Source organism: Hominimerdicola aceti, from assembly GCF_025567495.1.
Classification (GTDB): Bacteria; Bacillota; Clostridia; order Oscillospirales; family Ruminococcaceae; genus Hominimerdicola; species Hominimerdicola aceti.
Genome location: NZ_JAOQJZ010000001.1, coordinates 428,549 through 447,747, shown reverse-complemented (window position 1 = coordinate 447,747; position 19,199 = coordinate 428,549). Strand labels below are relative to the sequence as shown.

At 42.3% G+C, this 19,199-nt stretch carries 17 protein-coding genes and 1 riboswitch; of the genes, 8 read left to right on the top strand and 9 right to left on the bottom strand.

What is annotated here, in order from left to right:
• The 5 genes from OCV57_RS02175 to OCV57_RS02155 all read left to right on the top strand — a co-directional run.
• Positions 1-443: hypothetical protein (locus OCV57_RS02175; RefSeq protein ID WP_267300336.1), on the top strand; the 443-nt coding region annotated here is incomplete at its 5' end.
• 19 nt (positions 444-462) lie between these two features.
• Positions 463-1,665, top strand: coding sequence for a hypothetical protein (locus tag OCV57_RS02170; protein ID WP_267300335.1), 1,203 nt, complete (start codon positions 463-465; stop codon positions 1,663-1,665).
• A gap of 26 nt (positions 1,666-1,691) precedes the next feature.
• The gene (locus tag OCV57_RS02165; protein WP_117859672.1) at positions 1,692-2,891 is read left to right on the top strand and encodes a hypothetical protein; all 1,200 of its coding nucleotides are present in this window, start codon (positions 1,692-1,694) and stop codon (positions 2,889-2,891) included.
• On the top strand, positions 2,891-3,985 hold the full coding sequence (locus OCV57_RS02160; protein WP_267300334.1) for a hypothetical protein: 1,095 nt from the start codon (positions 2,891-2,893) through the stop codon (positions 3,983-3,985). Before OCV57_RS02165 ends, OCV57_RS02160 begins: the two co-directional genes overlap by 1 nt.
• A 14-nt stretch (positions 3,986-3,999) precedes the next feature.
• On the top strand, positions 4,000-4,854 hold the full coding sequence (locus tag OCV57_RS02155) for an ATP-binding cassette domain-containing protein (RefSeq protein ID WP_267300333.1): 855 nt from the start codon (positions 4,000-4,002) through the stop codon (positions 4,852-4,854).
• 748 nt (positions 4,855-5,602) lie between these two features.
• Here the strand turns inward: OCV57_RS02155 and OCV57_RS02150 are convergent.
• The 8 genes from OCV57_RS02150 to queA form a co-directional block, all read right to left on the bottom strand.
• Positions 5,603-5,815, bottom strand: coding sequence for a hypothetical protein (locus OCV57_RS02150; RefSeq protein WP_267300332.1), 213 nt, complete (start codon positions 5,813-5,815; stop codon positions 5,603-5,605).
• Between the two features lie 311 nt (positions 5,816-6,126).
• The gene (locus OCV57_RS02145; protein ID WP_256321452.1) at positions 6,127-7,794 is read right to left on the bottom strand and encodes an AMP-binding protein; all 1,668 of its coding nucleotides are present in this window, start codon (positions 7,792-7,794) and stop codon (positions 6,127-6,129) included.
• Positions 7,795-7,815: 21 nt separating this feature from the next.
• Complete coding sequence (locus OCV57_RS02140; RefSeq protein WP_195551613.1) at positions 7,816-8,481, bottom strand: HAD family hydrolase; 666 nt, start codon at positions 8,479-8,481, stop codon at positions 7,816-7,818.
• 287 nt (positions 8,482-8,768) lie between these two features.
• On the bottom strand, positions 8,769-9,326 hold the full coding sequence (locus OCV57_RS02135) for a manganese efflux pump MntP (RefSeq protein ID WP_041337308.1): 558 nt from the start codon (positions 9,324-9,326) through the stop codon (positions 8,769-8,771).
• Between the two features lie 256 nt (positions 9,327-9,582).
• Entirely contained in the window at positions 9,583-10,725 is a 1,143-nt protein-coding gene (gene tgt, locus OCV57_RS02130; RefSeq protein ID WP_267300331.1) for a tRNA guanosine(34) transglycosylase Tgt, read from the bottom strand.
• A 30-nt stretch (positions 10,726-10,755) separates the two neighbouring features.
• A complete protein-coding gene (locus tag OCV57_RS02125) occupies positions 10,756-11,127 on the bottom strand; it encodes a PAS domain-containing protein (RefSeq protein WP_041337306.1) in 372 nt (123 codons plus the stop codon).
• Positions 11,117-12,238 (bottom strand): acyltransferase family protein, encoded by a 1,122-nt coding sequence (locus OCV57_RS02120; RefSeq protein WP_267300330.1) that lies wholly within the window; start codon positions 12,236-12,238, stop codon positions 11,117-11,119. The genes OCV57_RS02125 and OCV57_RS02120 overlap by 11 nt, the downstream gene beginning before the upstream one ends.
• Before the next feature lie 68 nt (positions 12,239-12,306).
• Complete coding sequence (gene queA / locus OCV57_RS02115; RefSeq protein WP_118123687.1) at positions 12,307-13,359, bottom strand: tRNA preQ1(34) S-adenosylmethionine ribosyltransferase-isomerase QueA; 1,053 nt, start codon at positions 13,357-13,359, stop codon at positions 12,307-12,309.
• A 219-nt stretch (positions 13,360-13,578) separates the two neighbouring features.
• A riboswitch (Lysine riboswitch) is annotated at positions 13,579-13,767 on the top strand.
• A 174-nt stretch (positions 13,768-13,941) separates the two neighbouring features.
• Here queA and asd point away from each other — a divergent pair.
• From asd to dapB, 3 genes are all read left to right on the top strand, one after another.
• On the top strand, positions 13,942-15,024 hold the full coding sequence (gene asd / locus OCV57_RS02110) for an aspartate-semialdehyde dehydrogenase (RefSeq protein ID WP_022286925.1): 1,083 nt from the start codon (positions 13,942-13,944) through the stop codon (positions 15,022-15,024).
• Positions 15,025-15,060: 36 nt separating this feature from the next.
• Positions 15,061-15,951 carry a 4-hydroxy-tetrahydrodipicolinate synthase gene (dapA, locus tag OCV57_RS02105; protein ID WP_046441406.1) on the top strand — a complete coding sequence of 297 codons (891 nt, stop codon included), beginning with the start codon at positions 15,061-15,063 and terminating at the stop codon, positions 15,949-15,951.
• A gap of 135 nt (positions 15,952-16,086) precedes the next feature.
• Positions 16,087-16,845, top strand: coding sequence for a 4-hydroxy-tetrahydrodipicolinate reductase (gene dapB / locus OCV57_RS02100; RefSeq protein WP_267300329.1), 759 nt, complete (start codon positions 16,087-16,089; stop codon positions 16,843-16,845).
• A gap of 143 nt (positions 16,846-16,988) precedes the next feature.
• Here the strand turns inward: dapB and OCV57_RS02095 are convergent, their stop codons facing one another.
• Entirely contained in the window at positions 16,989-19,199 is a 2,211-nt protein-coding gene (locus OCV57_RS02095) for a DUF4129 domain-containing transglutaminase family protein (RefSeq protein ID WP_267300328.1), read from the bottom strand.

Genomic DNA, 19,199 nt, shown 5'->3' with positions numbered 1-19,199 from the left:
CGTTTAATATGAAAAAGATCGTAAAAAGAATCGCAGCTATGGGTGCTGCTGTTATGATGATGAGTTCTATGGCTATTGGGGCTAGTGCGTACTCAGCCGCAAAGTATGGAAGGGCAACAGGTGGCTCCGGATCAAACGCATACATCTCCTGCTATGTTACAGGTTCAAGAGCTAATTCAACTGTAGCTGGTCAAGCTTGGTCAAGAACATCCAGCAATAACAATAATGTGTACAATCCTAATTGTGCATACGCAGGCTATATTTATGCAAGTGTTTCTGTTGGTGGGAATGGTTGCGGCTCATCATCTACACTTAGCGGAAAAGTAGAACATAAATTTCAGTTATCAGGATGCAAAACGTCCAAAACTGTAAAAACCGTGCATATCTATGAAAATAATATACACGGAAATTACAGCACAACGCTTTCCGTTGATAGTCAATAATAGAACTTGAGTGTGAATTATGAAAACTAAAATTATTATCGCAACAGCCGCAGTTATAATTGCCGCAGTTGCAGTTACACTTTTCATTTCTCTTGGCACAAAATCCGATAAGGCGGTTTCTTCTGAAAAGGGTCAACAAGAACTTTCTGCTTCTCCCACAAACCTTTTGTGTCCTGAAGCTTCTTCTACTGCATTTGCAAACAATTTTGTGTATTACAAAACCTATGACGGCATTGCAGAATATGATATCGAATCCGACAGCCTTGCAATGATAAAGGTCAAGCTTCAAGAGTATTCAAACTTGTCCTGCTATACCATATATGACGACGTTATATACGCTGTAAGGTCAGTGTATAATTCTGCTACGCAAAAAGAAGATTACAGCATTGTCACAGTGGATTACAACAGCGGTGAAGTCACGGAAGTGTATTCTGCACCAAAGGACAGCATATTAGGCTGTATGTCTATGGACAAAGACGGAGATATCTATTTTGTTGAGGGCAAATACAAAAAGAGCGAGACCGACGAGAACGGATTCAGCACAGGCTATTCGCTATATAAATACGCTCTCAAAAACTCTGACAAAAGCGAGATAACAAAAGCCAATACCTATTACATAAGCGACGGCAAGCTTTATTTTACAAGGCTTTGCCCAAAGACGGATACAGTCCGCCTATTTATAGCTCCACTTTCAGACCCTCAGAACGTCAAGGATACAGGCATTGATGTTGGCTCTCAGATAAGCGAAAATACGCCGTATATGTATTATCCGGCCGACGGAGATGTGTATTACTCTAATGGCAAAAACAAGCTGTATAGGTATAATGAGGATAATGAAAAAAGTGACACAGTTTGCACTTTTAAAGACAAATCTTTTGTAAGATATTTTCAGTATTTCAATAACACTATGATAGTGCTTGTTCGTGAGCCAAATGATAATGGCAAAATGTATCAGTATGTGCTTTATTATCTTGATAACGATAATAAACCGCAGAAGATAATTGATGATGCTAAGCTCAATGAAAAGTATTTTTACGGCTATGAGTATATCGACTATATGACGATATTCAATAACTGTGAGGATTATTTCCTTCTTTCGACCTATAATCCCGACGCTGATACAGCCGCTTATCTTGTGGATAAAGATTTTAAACTGCACAAGTTTATTTCAAACGGCGAATGGGATTATGATACATATGCAGAGATACAGTCAGAAATGTAAGAGCTTGATATTTGAGGTGTGACGATTTGAAACTTCTCAGATTTATGATAAGAAAAGATATGGCGAAGTCAGCTTTGATAAGCTTATTGCTGGCTTTGCTTTCCTGCGCCTTTTTGATATCTGTACTCAGACCTTCTTATGCTTATGGCGAAAAATACATGACCTATCTTAAAGGCGGCTCGGAAACTGTAAGCCAAGACGCTCAAAAGCTTGCTGATGAGCAAAACGCTCTTAACAACGAGATAAACGACTATCAGAATAACCACAACACAGGCGGTGTAAAGCAGGCTGAATTGCCTGTGGAACTTGAGGAAAAGATAATAGATTTCTCTCAGAAAAATTCACAAGCAGGCGCAGGACTTGACAGTATGTTTTCTCTTATTGAGGGAGAGCTATATTCCCAGCAAAATGCTTTGAAGCTCATTTCCGAGCGTGTGCGAGGTTACAGCCGAAATGCAAGACGTGGCGTTACGGATGAGTATTCTTTGAAGCTTTCCGACAAGCTCATCAGCGATTACAACGCCGTGATAACAGACCTAAAAAAGTCGGACGATATCATTGACACCAGAGCCGCTGACGGCTTTGAAAACTATATGTCATCGGAAATTTTGATACCGTTCGGCGTTTATTTGCTTCTTTTCAGCATTTTTTCATCAGAGATACAAAGCGGCAGGATAAAAAGCTTTGGAATAACCAAAACGGGCGTGAGAAAATTCTCACTTTTCAAGCTTTGTACCGGCTTTGTTGCTGTAATAATTCTTGTTTTGATAATTTACACTGTGGATATTATAACTCTTTTTATTTACGATACAAACGGCTTTAAACTTGATATGCCATTGCAATATCTGAGCGGTTTTGAACTAAGTTCGGCGAATATGAGCTTTGGCGGATATCTAGTTGCAGTATTTGCCGCAAAACTTGTTTATGCGCTTTTCACCGCAAGTATTGTTATGTTTCTTTCAATGCTTTGCAGAAAGACCATACTTGCAGGAGCTGTCTGTCTTGTGCCAATATTTGTACCATTATATCTGAAAACCACAAGTCTTTCCAATCCTGCCGTTGACATTTTAACAGGCAATTACACCAATATGCTCAATGACACAGGTTATATGAATTTCTGGGGAATACCTGCACGAGAATACGTTGTTTATTTTGCTATCATATTCATCATGACCGCATTTTTTGTCGCAGGGACATATCTCCTTGCTGAAAGGCAGGTGGGATAATGAAAAGTATGTATAGTTATCAGACTTCACGGCTCATAAAGAAATTCTGGCTGCTTTTTGTCATAGTGATAATTTTTTCAGCTTCCGTTAAATTTGCTGTGTATCGTAGCTTTAACGCTTCTAATAACCTTGTATATATGAACAAAGAAACGGCGGAGATATACAATGAACTTATAGAAAATTCCGCAGATAAGACCCTTGAACAGTGTGACGAATACATAACGGAATATGAGATGAGAAGTTACGCAAGCGGTTATAATAATAACATTACAGCCGCCGTGAACAAATATAAAACAGAGCTTCGCAGTTGTTTTATGGTCGAAAGCATCAGAAACTATGCTCGCACAGGCAGGGGTCTTACAGACGCTAATATACCTACCGACCTTGTGAAAAACAGCCGACTTTACGCTGCATTTCCAACACCACAGGTGATAAATGACGAGCCGTTTTTGAAATTTCTCGAATTGCGGGCGGTAGATATTATGCCGATATTTGTGCTGTTGCTTGTGGGTGTTTTTGTTGCGGACAGTTACGAAAAACGAATGGATCAGCAGATAAGGATATCTAAAAATTCGTCAGCGTTTTTTAAGTCACGGGAGATAATTTTATCAGTGGCGATATTTATAATGTTCACACTGAGCTTTTTTGCAGACCTTATTATAAGCGGAACATTACATCAGAGCAAGTACAGCACCTCATCTTTACAAAGCGTGTGGCAATTTGACCTTGCGCCTTTAATGCTAACTGTTAGAGGCACAATAATATGGCTATATGTCACAAGGCTTATGTCGCTTTTTATAACCTACGGCATTTTCGTGCTTGTGGCAAAGCAAGTGCGCTCTGTGAAAAAATATGTTATGCTGACCTCTGGGCTGATAGCGGTCATGTCCGCCGCCGCACATTATGTGGGAGCACTTTCGCCTTATATGTTTGCGGCTGTCACAAGCGTAAATGGGCAGCTTAACAACCTTGACTATATGAGGGCTTTTGATTGTTCGGAAGCGGTAGCTGTATTCATATATCTTGCAGCGATTTTGAGCGGACTGACTGCATGGAGATACAGCGGATATTATGAAAAAAGCTTTGACCGATAAGGAGTGGTGATGATATGAGCGTTTTAAGAGTAGAAAACTTATCCAAAAGATACGGCAAAAAGCAGGTGCTCAAGGGCATAACCTGCGAATTTCATACGGGCATAAACGCTTTGCTTGGACCAAACGGCGCAGGCAAGACCACCATAATGAACTGCATATCGGGCGTGATAAAAAAGTCGGGCGGCAGCGTGACCCTTGACGGGCAGGACGTTTTTGAAATGGGCGAGAAATATCGTGAAAAGCTGAGCTTTCAGTTTCAGTATCAGCCATTTTATCCAAGCTACACCGCCCACGAATTTCTCAGATTTTCGGCTCTGTTAAAAGGAATGCCTGAGCCGCTTATTGAGGACGAGATAAGACGTGTGCTGGGGCTTGTGAATCTGTCTGAAAATCTTGATGACAAGATAAAGTCATTTTCTGGCGGAATGAAACAGCGCCTTGCCATTGCACAGACTATCCTTAACTCCCCCGAGATACTGATTTTTGACGAGCCCTCCGCAGGTCTTGACCCATTTGAGCGTGAGCAGTTCAAGCGGATAATGGTGAAGCTCAAAGAAACAAGCATTATAATAATCTCAACACACATCGTTTCCGACATCGACACTATAACAGACGATCTTATCATCTTGAATAAAGGCTCAGTTATTGCAAATGACAGCCCCGATGTGCTTTTTGAGCACATAAGGGGTATGGTTTGGGATATTCCGAAAGCGGACATTGGTCTGCTGCCTATCGAGAACATTTATTATGAGGATACAAAGTCGAAGACTATCTCAAAGACAAAGCCCACCCCTAACGCTGTTATGAGCGAGCCGACTATGAATGATCTTTATTTCTGCGGACAGCTTGACGGGGGCGTGTTTGAGTGAGGAGATAATTCAGATAATGATGTCAACTCTGAACGATGGTTGCCTCTTATCTTCAGTAATTAGGCTTTGTCCTCTACGAAAAAATTGTAATGAAAGGATAGAATGTGCTTATAAACCACAACCAAAATATGCTTTGTCTTGATGAATTTGATATACTTGAACTGCGTGAAAATGCAGATGAGTGTGATTATCTTTTTGTTGTTTCGCCTAAAATTGAAACAAAGATATGCACAAAATGCGGGAGCTGCAATGTTGTCAATTACGGTCGATATACTAAACTTGTCAGGGATATCAACATAAATGAACATTATACAGCTCTTAAGATAAGAGGTCACAAACATTTGTGTAAAGACTGTGGAAGTATTTTTGTCGACAGATTCAATACACTTGATCTTTGCTCAAAAATGACAAACAGACTTAGGTGTAAGATCCAGCAATTATCATTAACAAAACCATTTAAGCATATTGCAAGAGACGGGAAAGGTTATTCGTTTGAAATTCTAAGAGGAAAGGTTCTGTATGGTCAAGCCTATAAAACCAAAGCCATTTTTTCGTATAATAAATTTTCTCCGACAATACATTATGTAACTGGTCCTTCGACCTGCTCGACATTAAATATGATCCAAAATCTTATGGATTTGTACAAACAGATATCAGGAGCTGATATTGATAGGTTAAAATTAGGACTGTTCTGAATAGAATAAGCTGCCACAGATTTTTTCTGTAGCAGCTTATTTTTTTGTTTATGCTATTCCTTCTTGCGAAGATATCCGTCATCATCATATTTCTTAGCTATATGCTGTGCAGCTTGCCAATCGCCCCATTTGTCTACAGCCTTATCCCAAAGTTTATCTATTTGCTTTGGCGGAACGTATTCCAAATTGCCATATATTATTTCCATTTCTTTTTTTGTATAATGTTGCGACCTGACTATATACCAAAAATCATCAAGATCGATCAAGTTTTACACCCTCTTTTTTTATTTAATGCAATACTATATTATATCATACTTTCTAAAAAAGTTTACATTTATCAACACGGAAGTTGAAATAGCCACAAAAAAATATAAAATATTCTGAAAACTCCGTAGGGGCGAACACTGTTCGCCCGTCGAAGCAACAAACCATATGCCACATCTTTACCCAATAAAAAAGCACAGCCCTCATTAAAAAGAGCTGTGCTATAATTTTTTACATCACCTAGACGTAGGGAACAGCGCAATTTCTGTTTCACAGAAAAGCGACGTCCCATTTATCTACATATCGGCATTAATTACCCATTCTTCTTGCTGTCATTCTCTCTTATCTCAACACGGCGTATCTTACCGCTTATAGTCTTAGGCAGCTCGTCCACGAACTCAACTATTCTAGGATACTTGTAAGGCGCAGTTGATTGCTTAACATAGTTCTGAAGCTCCTTAGCAAGCTCAGGAGAAGCAGTGTAGCCCTTTGCAAGCACGATAGTAGCCTTAACTACCTTGCCTCTGATAGCGTCATCAGCCGCCGTGATAGCGCACTCCAGTACAGAAGGGTGTTCCATAAGGATACTCTCTATCTCGAAAGGTCCTATACGATAGCCAGAAGCCTTGATAAGGTCGTCCGTTCTTCCAACATACCAGTAGTAGCCGTCATCGTCCATGTAAGCAGTGTCGCCTGTGTGATACATACCAAATCTCCAAGCGTTGTCCGTTGCCTCAGGGTTTCTGTAATACTCCTTGAACAGCGCAGGGTTTTCGCCCCTCTTAGCGTAAACAACGATCTCACCTGTCTCGCCTACCTTAACAGGCTTGCCCTCGTTGTCAACTATACCGATGTTGTAAAGCGGTGTAGGCTTACCCATCGAGCCCGGCTTTGGCTCCATGCCGTAAAGATTGCCCACAAGCACAGCGCCCTCTGTCTGACCGAAGCCCTCCATAAGCTTAAGACCTGTGTACTCATACCACTTGTTGAATACCTCAGGGTTAAGAGCCTCACCGGCGATACAGCTATATTTCAGTGAAGAAAGGTCATAGTTTTCAAGACCCTCCTTGATGAAAAATCTGTACATTGTCGGAGGTGCGCAGAAAGAAGTAAGCTTGTAATCCTGAATTACTTTCAGCACGTTTGCAGGAATAAATCTGTCGAAGTCATACACGAATGTTGTCGCACCGCAGATAAACTGACCAAACATCTTGCCCCATGCACACTTTGCCCAGCCTGTCTCAGAAACAGTAAGGTGCAGTGAGTTCTCGTCAAGGTGGTGCCAGTGCTTAGCAGTGATAATGTGTGCCGCAGCCAGTGAATACTTGTGCAGTACCATTTTAGGATAACCGGTAGTACCGGAACTGAAATACATGAGCATTGACTCAGTAACGTGTGTTTCGATCCTCTCAAAAGTCTTTGGATACTTGTCCATTTCACTGAGAAAATCTATCCAACCCTCTTTAGCACCGTGAGTGATAAACTTCTCCTTCATGCCGCTGTACTGTTCAAGAGCTGAATCCACCTGATTAGGAACATCGTCCTCCGCAGTTGCCACGATATAAGAGATAGAAGCAGCGTCAAAGCGGTAAACATAGTCTTTTTTCTTGAGCTGACAAGTAGCAGGCACAAGGATAGCACCTATCTTCATAAGACCGTAAGCAAGGAACCAGAACTCATAATGACGTTTAAGAACAGCCATAACAAAATCGCCCTTCTTAACTCCGTGTGCCAGCATCATGTTAGCCACCTGACTGCTCTTTTCAGAAAGATCCTTGTAAGTGAAGATATGCTCCTCACCCTCCTCGTTGACCCACTGCATAGCCACCTTATCAGGCACGTTCTTAGCCAGCTCGTCTATAACGTCATATGAGAAGTTGAAGTTCTCAGGCAGGTCAAGCTTAAAGCTTTTAAGTCTGCCCTCGCTGTCAAGCTCCTCGTCAACAAACCTCTTGTAAAAATCAGCCATTACAAAACTCATATATGAAATCCTCCGTTTTAATTATATCCTGTTTATCTCATGACAAATGCTCACTATGTCCTGCGGAACTTCCGCAATATACTTCGCACCTGCATTTTCAAGTTCTTCTCTGCCCCTGAAGCCCCATTCACAGCCAATGCAGTCAAGGTCCGCATTTTTTGCCGTCATAACGTCCACATCAGAATCTCCGATAAGCACAGCTTCCTCAGCCTTGACCCCAAGCGTGCCAAGAATATTGTATATTATCTCAGGCGCAGGCTTTGTCGGAACACCGTCCTTTTTGCCCTCGATCAGGTCAAAATCTTTCTCACCGAAAATATTCTTTACAATGTAGTTCACAAAGCCGTCAGGCTTGTTTGAAGCCACCGCCGTCATAATGCCCTCATTGCGAAGCGTGTCAAGCACCTCGCAGATATGCTCATAAGGCTTGGTCTTGTTCACACATCTCTTGTTGTATTCCTCAGAGAACTCAGCATGATACTTTTTGATGTTCTCCTCACTTCTCAGCTTCTCAGGCAAAGCCCGCTCAACAAGCTTCAAAGTACCATTTCCCACTAAATGCTTGTAGGTATCATAATCAAACACAGGAAACCCATATCTCTCAAGAACCGCATTCATGGCGTCCCCAAGATCATAAATAGAATTTACAAGCGTTCCGTCCAGATCAAAAATAAATAGCTTTTTCATAAAACCAGCTATATAAAAAGCCTTTCCTCCCTCCGACTTTCCATAAACTTGTCGGTCACCATGCACTAATTCTTACACTTATCGCAAGTTTATACACATATCATAACTTTGTACACTTATCATAAGTTTGTACATCAATCGCAAATTTATACACTTGTCTAAAAATCACGAGATTTATTATACACTGATATTGTGGCTTGTTTATGAACATACACACCTGTAATTGTTAAATTAAAATTCACAAAGATATCTATGTGATACATATTTACGTGAATAAGCAAATTGTTTTAAACAAATATAGTCTGTTCAGCAAATATTTTAAGCCCTATACATATTAAAATAACTCCCCCAACTATCCTTGCCTTGCTTTTGAGTTTTCCGCTGAATTTGTTACCAAGCATAAACCCACAGAACGATAAGGCCGCCGTAACAACACATATAAAAGCTGCCGACCTGACTATGCCCACACCAAGTGCCGCAAAGCTTATGCCCACAGCCAGTGCATCCACAGAGGTGGCAAATCCCTGCACAAGCACCGCCCCGAAAGTGAGCCTGCCCCCTGTCTGGATCTCATCGTCCCCCGAACCGCATATCATGTTCAATCCTATGAACCCAAGCAGTATCAAAGCTATCCAGTGGTCGAACCTCTCTATGTATTCCGCAAAATTCATGCCCAGCGCATAGCCGATCGCAGGCATTATCCCCTGAAAAAGCCCGAATATGATACCGCACATCAATGCTCCCCTGACTCTCCCCTTTCTGACACAAAGCCCATTAGTCACCGATACCGCAAAAGCGTCCATAGAAAGTCCACACGCAGTAAGAAAAAGCTCAAAAATACTCATATAATCCCCCTGTATAATGTATAAAAACAGATTTACATTTAATCTTGACTTCCCTTATATTTTTATCTGCACCCACACTTTTTACGCCTGCTACCACGCCTTTTCTGTAGGGGCGAACAGCGTTCGCCCATCGAAGCAACAAACCCATGCTTTCATCAAATAAAATAGCCCTCACTCAACAAAAAAACGCCATCTCGGAAAATACAAAATAACATCTTTGCATTTTCCGAAAACAGCGTCATACCGTTATATTTTGTTAATCCTCACACTTTGAAGCAAGAAGCGAGCTGTATTGATTTCTGAACTGCTCAAATCTGCCCTCGTCAAGAGCCTCTCTTATCTTCTCCGTGAGCGTGTTGTAGAAATACAGATTGTGCATAACTGCCAGCCTGCCGCCCAACTGCTCCTCAGACTTGAACAGATGACGAATGTATGCCCTGCTGTGATTACGGCAAGCAGGACAATCGCAATGCTCGTCAATAGGTCTAGAGTCAGTTTCATACCTTTTATTAGTGATGTGCATAATGCCGTTCCATGTGAACAGCGTTCCGTGACGTGCATTTCTGCTTGGCATTACGCAATCAAAGAAGTCCACGCCTCTGTAAACAGCCTCAATTATGTTTGTCGGTGTGCCAACGCCCATAAGATATCTCGGCTTATTCTTTGGCATAAAAGGCTCGACCTTTTCGATAATGTTATACATTACCTCAGTAGGCTCACCCACCGCCAGACCGCCAATAGCAAAGCCCGAACAGTATTCCATTTCTCTTATGCGCTTCATATGCTCGATACGCAGATCCTCATAAGTACAGCCCTGATTGATACCGAACAGCATCTGATGCTTGTTTATAGTCTCCTCAAGTCCGTTGAGCCTTTTCTGCTCAGCGACACATCTCTCAAGCCACCTTACCGTTCTATCACAGCTTGCCTTTGAATAGCTATGCTCAGCAGGATTTTCCACACACTCGTCAAACGCCATTGCGATAGTAGACGCAAGGTGCGATTGTATCTGCATACTCTCCTCAGGACCCATAAAAATTCTGCGACCGTCAACATGAGAGTTGAAGTACACGCCCTCCTCTTTGATTTTACGCAGCTTGGCCAAAGAAAATACCTGAAATCCACCGCTGTCTGTAAGAATAGGCTTGTCCCAGTTCATGAACTTGTGAAGTCCGCCCATTTTGTATATAATGTCATCGCCCGGTCTGACGTGCAAATGATAGGTATTGCAAAGCTCCACCTGCGTTTTAAGCTCGTTTTTCAGATCAATGGAAGAAACTCCGCCCTTTATCGCCGCCGAAGTTCCCACGTTCATAAAAACAGGTGTCTGTATAGTTCCATGAACAGTTTCAAACTGCCCCCTGCGTGCGGCACCCTCTTGTTTTAATAATGTAAACATAAATTCTCCTTATAAATTATTTTTTTCAGCCTATTCCATATCATACAGCTTCATAGTTTCAATATTTCTGTACTCATGCTTTTCATAATATCCAATAAGCTCTCCCTCATCATTTCTGAGAGCTATCATGTAAACGTCCTTATTTTCCTTTTCGTTGCGGAAAGTATACACCTTGTTGTTGCCCTTATCCTTTTTGAACCATGCAATGACCTGCTCTATCTTATCATTAGAATCCCCGTTGTGACAGCCCTTTATGGATCTGCCCACAAGAGCCGCTCCTCCACGCTTTTCATATCTTTTGACCGCTGTCGGGTTCATATATACTATTGTATGCTCAAGGTCACAAATAACCACAGGTGCATCGTCTGCGTCAATAACGCTCTTAAAAAAGTTATTTTCCATTTCCGTTCTCCTTTATGATATCATTCCTGCCCCTTATTCCTTTAAGCACCATATCCAGAGGTACACCAAATATTTTTATGCAAAGCACCAATACAATAGGTATCGCTGTAAGTGCCAAATAAAGCTCCCAACGTTCAGGAAAAGCCTTTGCAAGATATGCCTGATAACCATAGTATGTGAGCATATAAACAATAGTCCTGTGCCAGAAGTACACCTGCAAAGTCCTGGAGCCGCACTTTGTTATCAGTGGAATCTTCACATCAAGCCCAATACCAAGCACCGCCAAACAAAGCAGTGCCGAGATACCCATAACAAGAAGCCTGCTCAAAAAAGTGCAATCCATGTCCGTTGCTTCAGATATGGAAAAATAAGAGTTTCTTCCCGTAAGAAGCATTCTCAGCGGATAAACAAGCTTTGTTTTTTCAAAGCAGAAATAAGCCCAAATGCCTATCACTCCCAAGGACAGCACCCTCATATACCACTTCTTCACAAACTCAGCCACCTTTTCAGGGTCAAGCACATATCCGCAGTAGTAAAACGGGAAAAACACCACTATCCTGGACAGCTCATATTCATCGCCCACGCTAGGGTCATACCCTGCCGAAAGTGCCGTCACCATAGCCGCCGTAAGCACCGCCCAAGGTCTGCTGTTTCTTAACAGATAGCAAAGCCCCATAAACGCTGCCATTGCGAACATATACCAGTATACACCGTCGCCGCCTAAAAGGTCAAAGAAAATCTCGCCATCACTGTTTTCCTTGTCAAAATCCGTCTGAAATCTCACCTGCGACCAATAATTCAGGCATTTCATTAACATTCCGATAACAACAAATCCAAGCGTCTTTCCAAGCACTTTCCTGCCGTCATCATGCCCCCTGTTGAACAGTCCTGATATGAATAAAAACAACGGCATATGAAAAGCATACAGAAACAGAAATGCGCCGCTGAAAACCTTTGCCTGCGGTACGCCTGTTTCACCGCCGCCGTCACCAAAAAGCTTGACAGTGCTGTCGTCTATCAAATGCCCCAAGACCACAAGCACTATAAGCAGAAATTTCAGATTATCATATAAATAAAGCCGCTTTTTCTCCCCTGACTTAACGTCATTCATATAGAAAAAACCTCCGTAAAACAAAGTTTGAAATGAGATATCATCGCCGCAGGCGATACCTTAATTCCTCACTCAGATATTATGAGCATACAATCACCAAAGCTGAAAAATCTGTATTTCTCCTCCACAGCTATCTTGTAAGCGTTCATAGTGTTCTCGTATCCCATAAATGCAGAAACAAGCATAATGAGCGTGCTCTCAGGCAGGTGAAAATTAGTAACAAGTCCGTCAAGCACCTTGAACTCAAAGCCAGGATAAATAAATATCTCCGTGTAACCGTCACATGGAACTATCTTTCCGTCATTGAATGCCGCCACGCTCTCCAGCGTCCTGCATGAAGTAGTACCCACCGCAATAACACGTCCGCCATTTTTCTTCGTTTCGTTTATCATGTCTGCAGTTTCACGGCTAAGCTCATAATGTTCCCTGTGCATCTTATGGTCAAGGACCTTGTCCTCCTTAACAGGTCTGAAAGTGCCAAGACCAACGTGCAGAGTAACATACGCAATGTTCACACCCATTGCCTTTAAGTCCTCAAGCTGCTGCTCAGTAAAATGCAGACCGGCAGTCGGCGCAGCAGACGAGCCAAGCTCATGAGCATAAACCGTCTGGTATCTGTCCTTGTCCTTCAGCTTTTCAGTAATATAAGGTGGCAAAGGCATCTGACCTATCTCGTCAAGTGTGGCAAAGAAATTCTCCTCACACTCAAATCGTGCGATACGGTTTCCGTCCTCCAACACATCAATTATCTCAGCCTTCAGCTTACCACCGCCGAAAACAAATCTTGTGCCGATCTTGGCTTTTTTGCCAGGTCTGCAAAGGATCTCCCAGACCATGTTCTCTTTCTGCTCCACAAGCAAAAACTCAATGAACGAGCCTGTGTCCTCACGCTCGCCGTATATCCTCGCAGGAAGCACCTTTGAGTCGTTAAGCACAAGCAAGTCACCTTTTTTGAGATAATTGCATAGATTATAGAAATGGTCGTGTACCACCTCTCCCGTCCGCCTGTTTATCTTCATCATTCTTGAAGCATTTCTAGGCTCGACAGGGGTCTGTGCAATAAGCTCCTGAGGCAGGTCATAATAAAAATCCGATCTTTTCATGTTGTTAATATCAAGCATTTTAAATATCTCCTATTTATTTAAAATATAATAATTAAAATAATGTAGGGAACAGCGTCCTCTACGTCCCACTCTCACCATTCTCAAAGTCCTTATTCCAACAACTGTCAGCATTCTTTAAAGCAATTTAATTTCATATAAACTTATTAATTTACAGAAAATTAAAATATTTTTATCTATATGTATTGACAGAACGCTAAATATTTGTTATCATTAAACAGAACAGATAGAGGTGCAGTTGAAATGAGTATCATTTTTCGTGTGACACCACACAACAGCGTCCCAACGCCTATGGTAAATGAGAAAGGTAAAACTGCCGAAGCGGAGTATCGGGAACACTCCTGCTGACTGTTAGTTTAATAGACTATCAGTTGTCATCATTACAAATGGTGGAGTGCTATCGGCATAAATTTTTATGTCAACATTCTTATTATATTGTATGATGAACTGGTTTTCAACCAGTTTTTTTATTATTTGTTTATTTTTTATGTTTTGTGCAAAATAACATTTGAACAGCGGCATATTTTAGTATATAACGCCAAAGAAAATTGTTACCATGGCACAGGAAAAGGAGTTTTAATAATGAAAAAGTACAATGTCGGTATCATCGGTGCAACAGGAATGGTAGGTCAGAGATTTTCTCTGCTTCTTGACAAACACCCATGGTTCAATGTAGTATGCGTTGCCGCTTCACCACGTTCGGCAGGCAAAAAGCTCAAGGACGCAGTTGCAGGCAAGTGGAAGCTTTCAGAGCCTCTGCCGGAAGCTATCGGTGAGCTTACAGTTCTGAACGCCGAGGAGGACGTTGAGAAGATCGCTTCAATGGTAGATTTCGTATTCTGCGCAGTTGATATGAAGAAAGACGAGATAAGAGCCCTTGAAGAAAAGTATGCAAAGGCTGAATGCCCTGTTGTATCAAACAACTCCGCACACAGACATACTCCTGATGTTCCAATGGTCATTCCTGAGGTAAACCCTGAGCATATCGAGATAATCGCTTCACAGAGGAAAAGACTTGGCACAAAGAGAGGATTTATCGCAGTTAAGTCTAACTGCTCACTCCAGTCTTACGTTCCTGCTCTTGCACCTCTTATGGATAAGTATAAGGTAACAAAGGCTCTTGCCTGCACATATCAGGCAATTTCAGGCGCAGGCAAGACATTTGAAAGCTTCCCTGAGATCCTTGACAACGTTATCCCATATATCGGCGGCGAGGAAGAAAAGTCTGAGAAAGAGCCACTTAAGATCTGGGGTCATATTGAGGGCGACGTTATCGTTGACGCAACAGCTCCAGCTATCACAACACAGTGCCTGAGAGTTCCTGTTTCCGACGGTCACACAGCAGCAGTTTTCGTATCATTTGAGAATAAACCTTCTAAGGAAGAAATTCTTCAGGCTTGGAAAGATTTCAGCGGTGTTCCACAGGAGCTTCAGCTTCCAAGCGCTCCAAAGCAGTTCCTTAACTACTTCACAGAGGACGATCGTCCACAGGCTAAGCTCGACAGAAACCTTGAGGGCGGCATGGCAGTTTCTATAGGCAGACTGAGAGAAGATTCACAGTATGACTATAAGTTCGTTTGCCTTTCACACAATACACTGAGAGGTGCGGCAGGCGGAGCAGTTCTGCTGGCTGAGCTTCTTGCAGCAAAGGGCTATTTTGACTAATATAACACATATATACGCACGAAAGGAGTGCTGTTTATGAAAAAGACTATTTTCACAGGTGCAGGCGTTGCTATCGTTACACCTATGAACGCTGACGGCTCTATCAACTTTGACAAGCTGGGCGAGCTTATCGATTTCAACATCGATAACGGCACAGACGCTATCATAATCTGCGGAACAACAGGCGAAAGTGCTACCATGACAGATGAGGAGCATATCGAGTGTATCCGCTATGCTGTTGAAAAGACAAATCACAGAATCCCTGTTATCGCAGGCACAGGCTCAAACCATACAGAGTATGCCGTAAACCTTTCTAAGAAGGCTGAGGAGCTTGGTGCTGACGCTCTGCTTTGTGTTACACCTTATTATAATAAGACTTCACAGGCAGGACTTATCGCACACTTCTCCGCTATCGCAAAGGCTGTTACACTGCCTATCATTCTTTACAACGTACCGTCAAGAACAGGTGTGAACATTCTTCCTGAGACCTGCCGTGAGCTTGCAAAGATAGACAATATCGTTGCTATCAAGGCAGCAAGCGGAAACATCAGCCAGATAACACAGGTGGCAGCTCTCTGCGGCGATGACCTTGATATCTATTCAGGCAACGACGATCAGATCGTTCCTATCATGGCTCTGGGCGGAAAGGGTGTTATCTCAGTTCTTTCCAACTGTATGCCATTTGAAACACATGAGATCACACAGCTCTGCCTTGATGGAAAGTATGAGGAAGCAAGAGAAAAGGTATTCAAGACCCTTGGTTTTGCAAAGGCACTTTTCAGCGACGTAAACCCTATCCCTGTCAAGGAAGCTCTTAACCTTATGGGCTTTGAGGTCGGCGAGTGTCGTCTGCCGCTTGTAAGAATGAGCGATGATAAGATAGAAAAGCTGAAAGCGTCAATGAACGCTCTCGGACTTATCAAGTAAAAAAAATACAAAGGGCGGAGAAATTCGCCCTTTATGTTTATAACAAAATTTCAAGATGTGCTGTAGGGGCGAACAGCGTTCGCCCGTTTTCCTGCACATACTGGTCAATAAATAAAAAGAAAAGGAATGATATAAATGACTAAGATCGCAATATGTGGCGCCTGCGGAAAAATGGGCAGGTTCATATATGATGTTATATCAGAGCGTGACGACTGCACAGTAAGCGCAGGTATCGACAAATTTGGCGAGGCTTATGCAGACTTCCCTGTAGTAAAAGAGCCTGCCGACCTGCCTGAAAAGCCTGATGTAATAATCGACTTCTCACACCCTTCCGCACTGGACGGACTTCTCAGCTATTGCCTTTCAAACGGCACTGCACTTGTAATAGCTACCACAGGCTATACAGAAGAGGATACAGCGAAGATACACAAGGCTTCCGAGCAGATACCTGTTTTCTTCACATTCAACATGACCCTTGGTATCAATCTTCTTGCAAATCTTGCAAAAACTGCCGCAAAAGTTCTTGGCGTTCAGTATGATATCGAGATAATTGAGAAGCACCATAACCAGAAGATAGACGCTCCATCAGGCACTGCTATCATGCTTGCAGACGCAATAAACGAGGAGCTTGACAACAAGTATCACTATGTTTACGATCGTCATTCTGTAAGAGCAAAGAGAGAAAAGACCGAGATCGGTATGCACTCTGTCCGTGGTGGCACTATTGTTGGCGAGCATGAGATAATCTTTGCAGGCAGAGATGAAGTCATCTCCCTCAAGCACGAGGCTCATTCAAAGCAGGTTTTCGCTGTGGGTGCAGTGAATGCAGGCGTTTTCCTTTGTGGAAAGCCGGCAGGACTTTACGCAATGAGCGATCTTCTTGCTTCACTTTAATTAAATATCAGATACAGTGGGCGTCCTTGACGTCCTGCTCTTTCGGAAAATTTTTTACACTCTCAGGCTGCTGTTTTATACGGCAGCCTTTTTTCATACGAAAAAAAATAGCCGTGCGTGATTTTTCCCGCACAGCCATTTCATTACATATTCTTATCAAGCTCCAAAGTCGTTTTCTCACGCTTTGTGAGCTTTTTCCATTGTACTTTGTAATCTGCATAGACCATTTTCCACTCGGCTTCATCAGGAACATATCCACCGAAGCAGGTCTTTTCAAAAAGATCTATAAGACCGCCAAGCTCAACTCCACGCCTCTTAACAAGATATTCTCTTATCATTTCAGGCGTGTATCCCGATAGCCTATCATTAGAAGCTATGGTCAAAAGCCTTACCACTCGCCTGTAAAGCCTTATGACCTTTTCTCCGTTATCTCTGAATTTAAGTGACAGTCGGAAAAATACCTCGATAATTCTGTTAAGGAATACGAAAACCACAAGCACAAACGCTACACCGATAAACAGTGCGATCCTGCTGAAATAGCTTACAAAAGTTGAAACATCAAAGTTCGTACCGTTTGCACTGTAGTCACGCTGATAGCCCGGAACTGTCGGGTCAAAAGTCATCCAGCCAATGCCTGTGATAAAGACCTCTACAAAAGCGTGAGCATGGCTATCTCTTACCACAAACTCTCCACGTTCATTCTTTTCATATGCTGCAAAGCCCTCAACATACCTTGCTGGAAGTCCCAGCATTCTCGCCATAAGTGTCATGCTTGTGGCATAGTTTGTGCAGTTTCCGCGCTTGCTCGTGAAAAGAAAATATGCGATAGACTCATCGTCAGGCTCATACTCGTTATCGTAAACATAGCCGTTCTGCTCAAAATAATCCACAAGCGCCTGAGCTTTCTCATAATCATTTTTGCAGTTTTCCGTTATGTTTTTCGCAAGAGCCTCCATTTTTCCGCCTTTATCGTCATATGCAGAAACATCTGTGTACAACGCATATATCTTATAAATATTCAGCGCTTGATTTGATGTGACATCTCCGTTTGTCAAACCATAAGAAAGCAGAAGTTTGAACTGATTTTCGGTCATATCAAGATTTGCCGCAGCCTGTCTTTCTCTCTCCGTTTCAGGAATATACTCAAAGCTAATGCCAAGCTTATTTCCTGCGGTGTCATATGGTCTGTAGACCTCGCTGTGAGTTGTTTTGATATAAACGTTGTTCTCCCCTGGGGTTATCATCAGTGGAGCAGGGATATAGCTAGGGGCAAAGCTGTCGCTGAACTGATTCATGACTGCCTTTTCACTGAACAGATCATCAGGAAACTGTGACCTGTCCACGCCAAGATCCTTGGTGTAATCCTTATCTGCAAGTGACTTTGCTATGCTGTAAACATAGCTCGGTGAGTTCACCTCGTTGTCACCGTAAAGATAAACATTTTTGTCAAAATCAAAATCGTAGAAGCTATCGTCTGTTACCCACTTCTCGTTTCTGAAAAGGTCAAAGGATTGTCTGCGGAGATAAATGACCTGTTCATCAGAGGTTGTGGTGAAGTTGAAAAGTATCTCGCCCGTTGCGTCTGCGCCAAATCTTGGGGAAGACTCATCACTAAGATTGTCATATGTGCCACTGCTTTTGATATTCACATCAAAGAAGTTGCTATTTTTTTCAAGATAAGATGTCTTTGAGGAAGTCGGCATAAGCATTGCAAGCGCACCCACAAGGGTAACGAAAACCGCCGATGCCGCCACATAAGAGCCGTTTATAACAAGGTCATGCTTGCTCTCGTCTGAAACAAGTCTGCTGTGCACCATAAGTGCAATGAACACAGTGAGCATTATGGTTATGTCAAGAGTATCCATTGAGTCGGCACGCTTTCCGTAAATAAAAAACGGAAAAAGCACAACGAGCATCGTTCCAAAGCTTCTATAGCGCACAATGGTGAAATAATAAAGCACCGAAATGATAAAGAAGCCTAGTCCCACAAATAGAAAGTAGAAATATTCATCTATCTGACCTATCTCCTGCCTGTTTACATAAAACCAATTGATAAATGATTTTCCAGAATGTTCAAATCCAGCACGAAGAAGCTGAAAGCCCAAAAACAGCACTGCCACCATAAGGGCGGTATAGACAATACCTCGCAGGACTTTTTTCGGCTTCAGCCACTCAAAAAGAGCGAACAGCAGACATTCATAGACCACATATCCAAAAGTATAAAGTCTGACATTGTCTACAAGATAGGTCTTAAAGATTATGTTCATGACCACTGCTCCAAGGAGCAGTGGCAAAGCATATTTTGAAAGAATATTCACAAGGGTGTTTTTTATCTGAGCAGTTTTTATATTCAA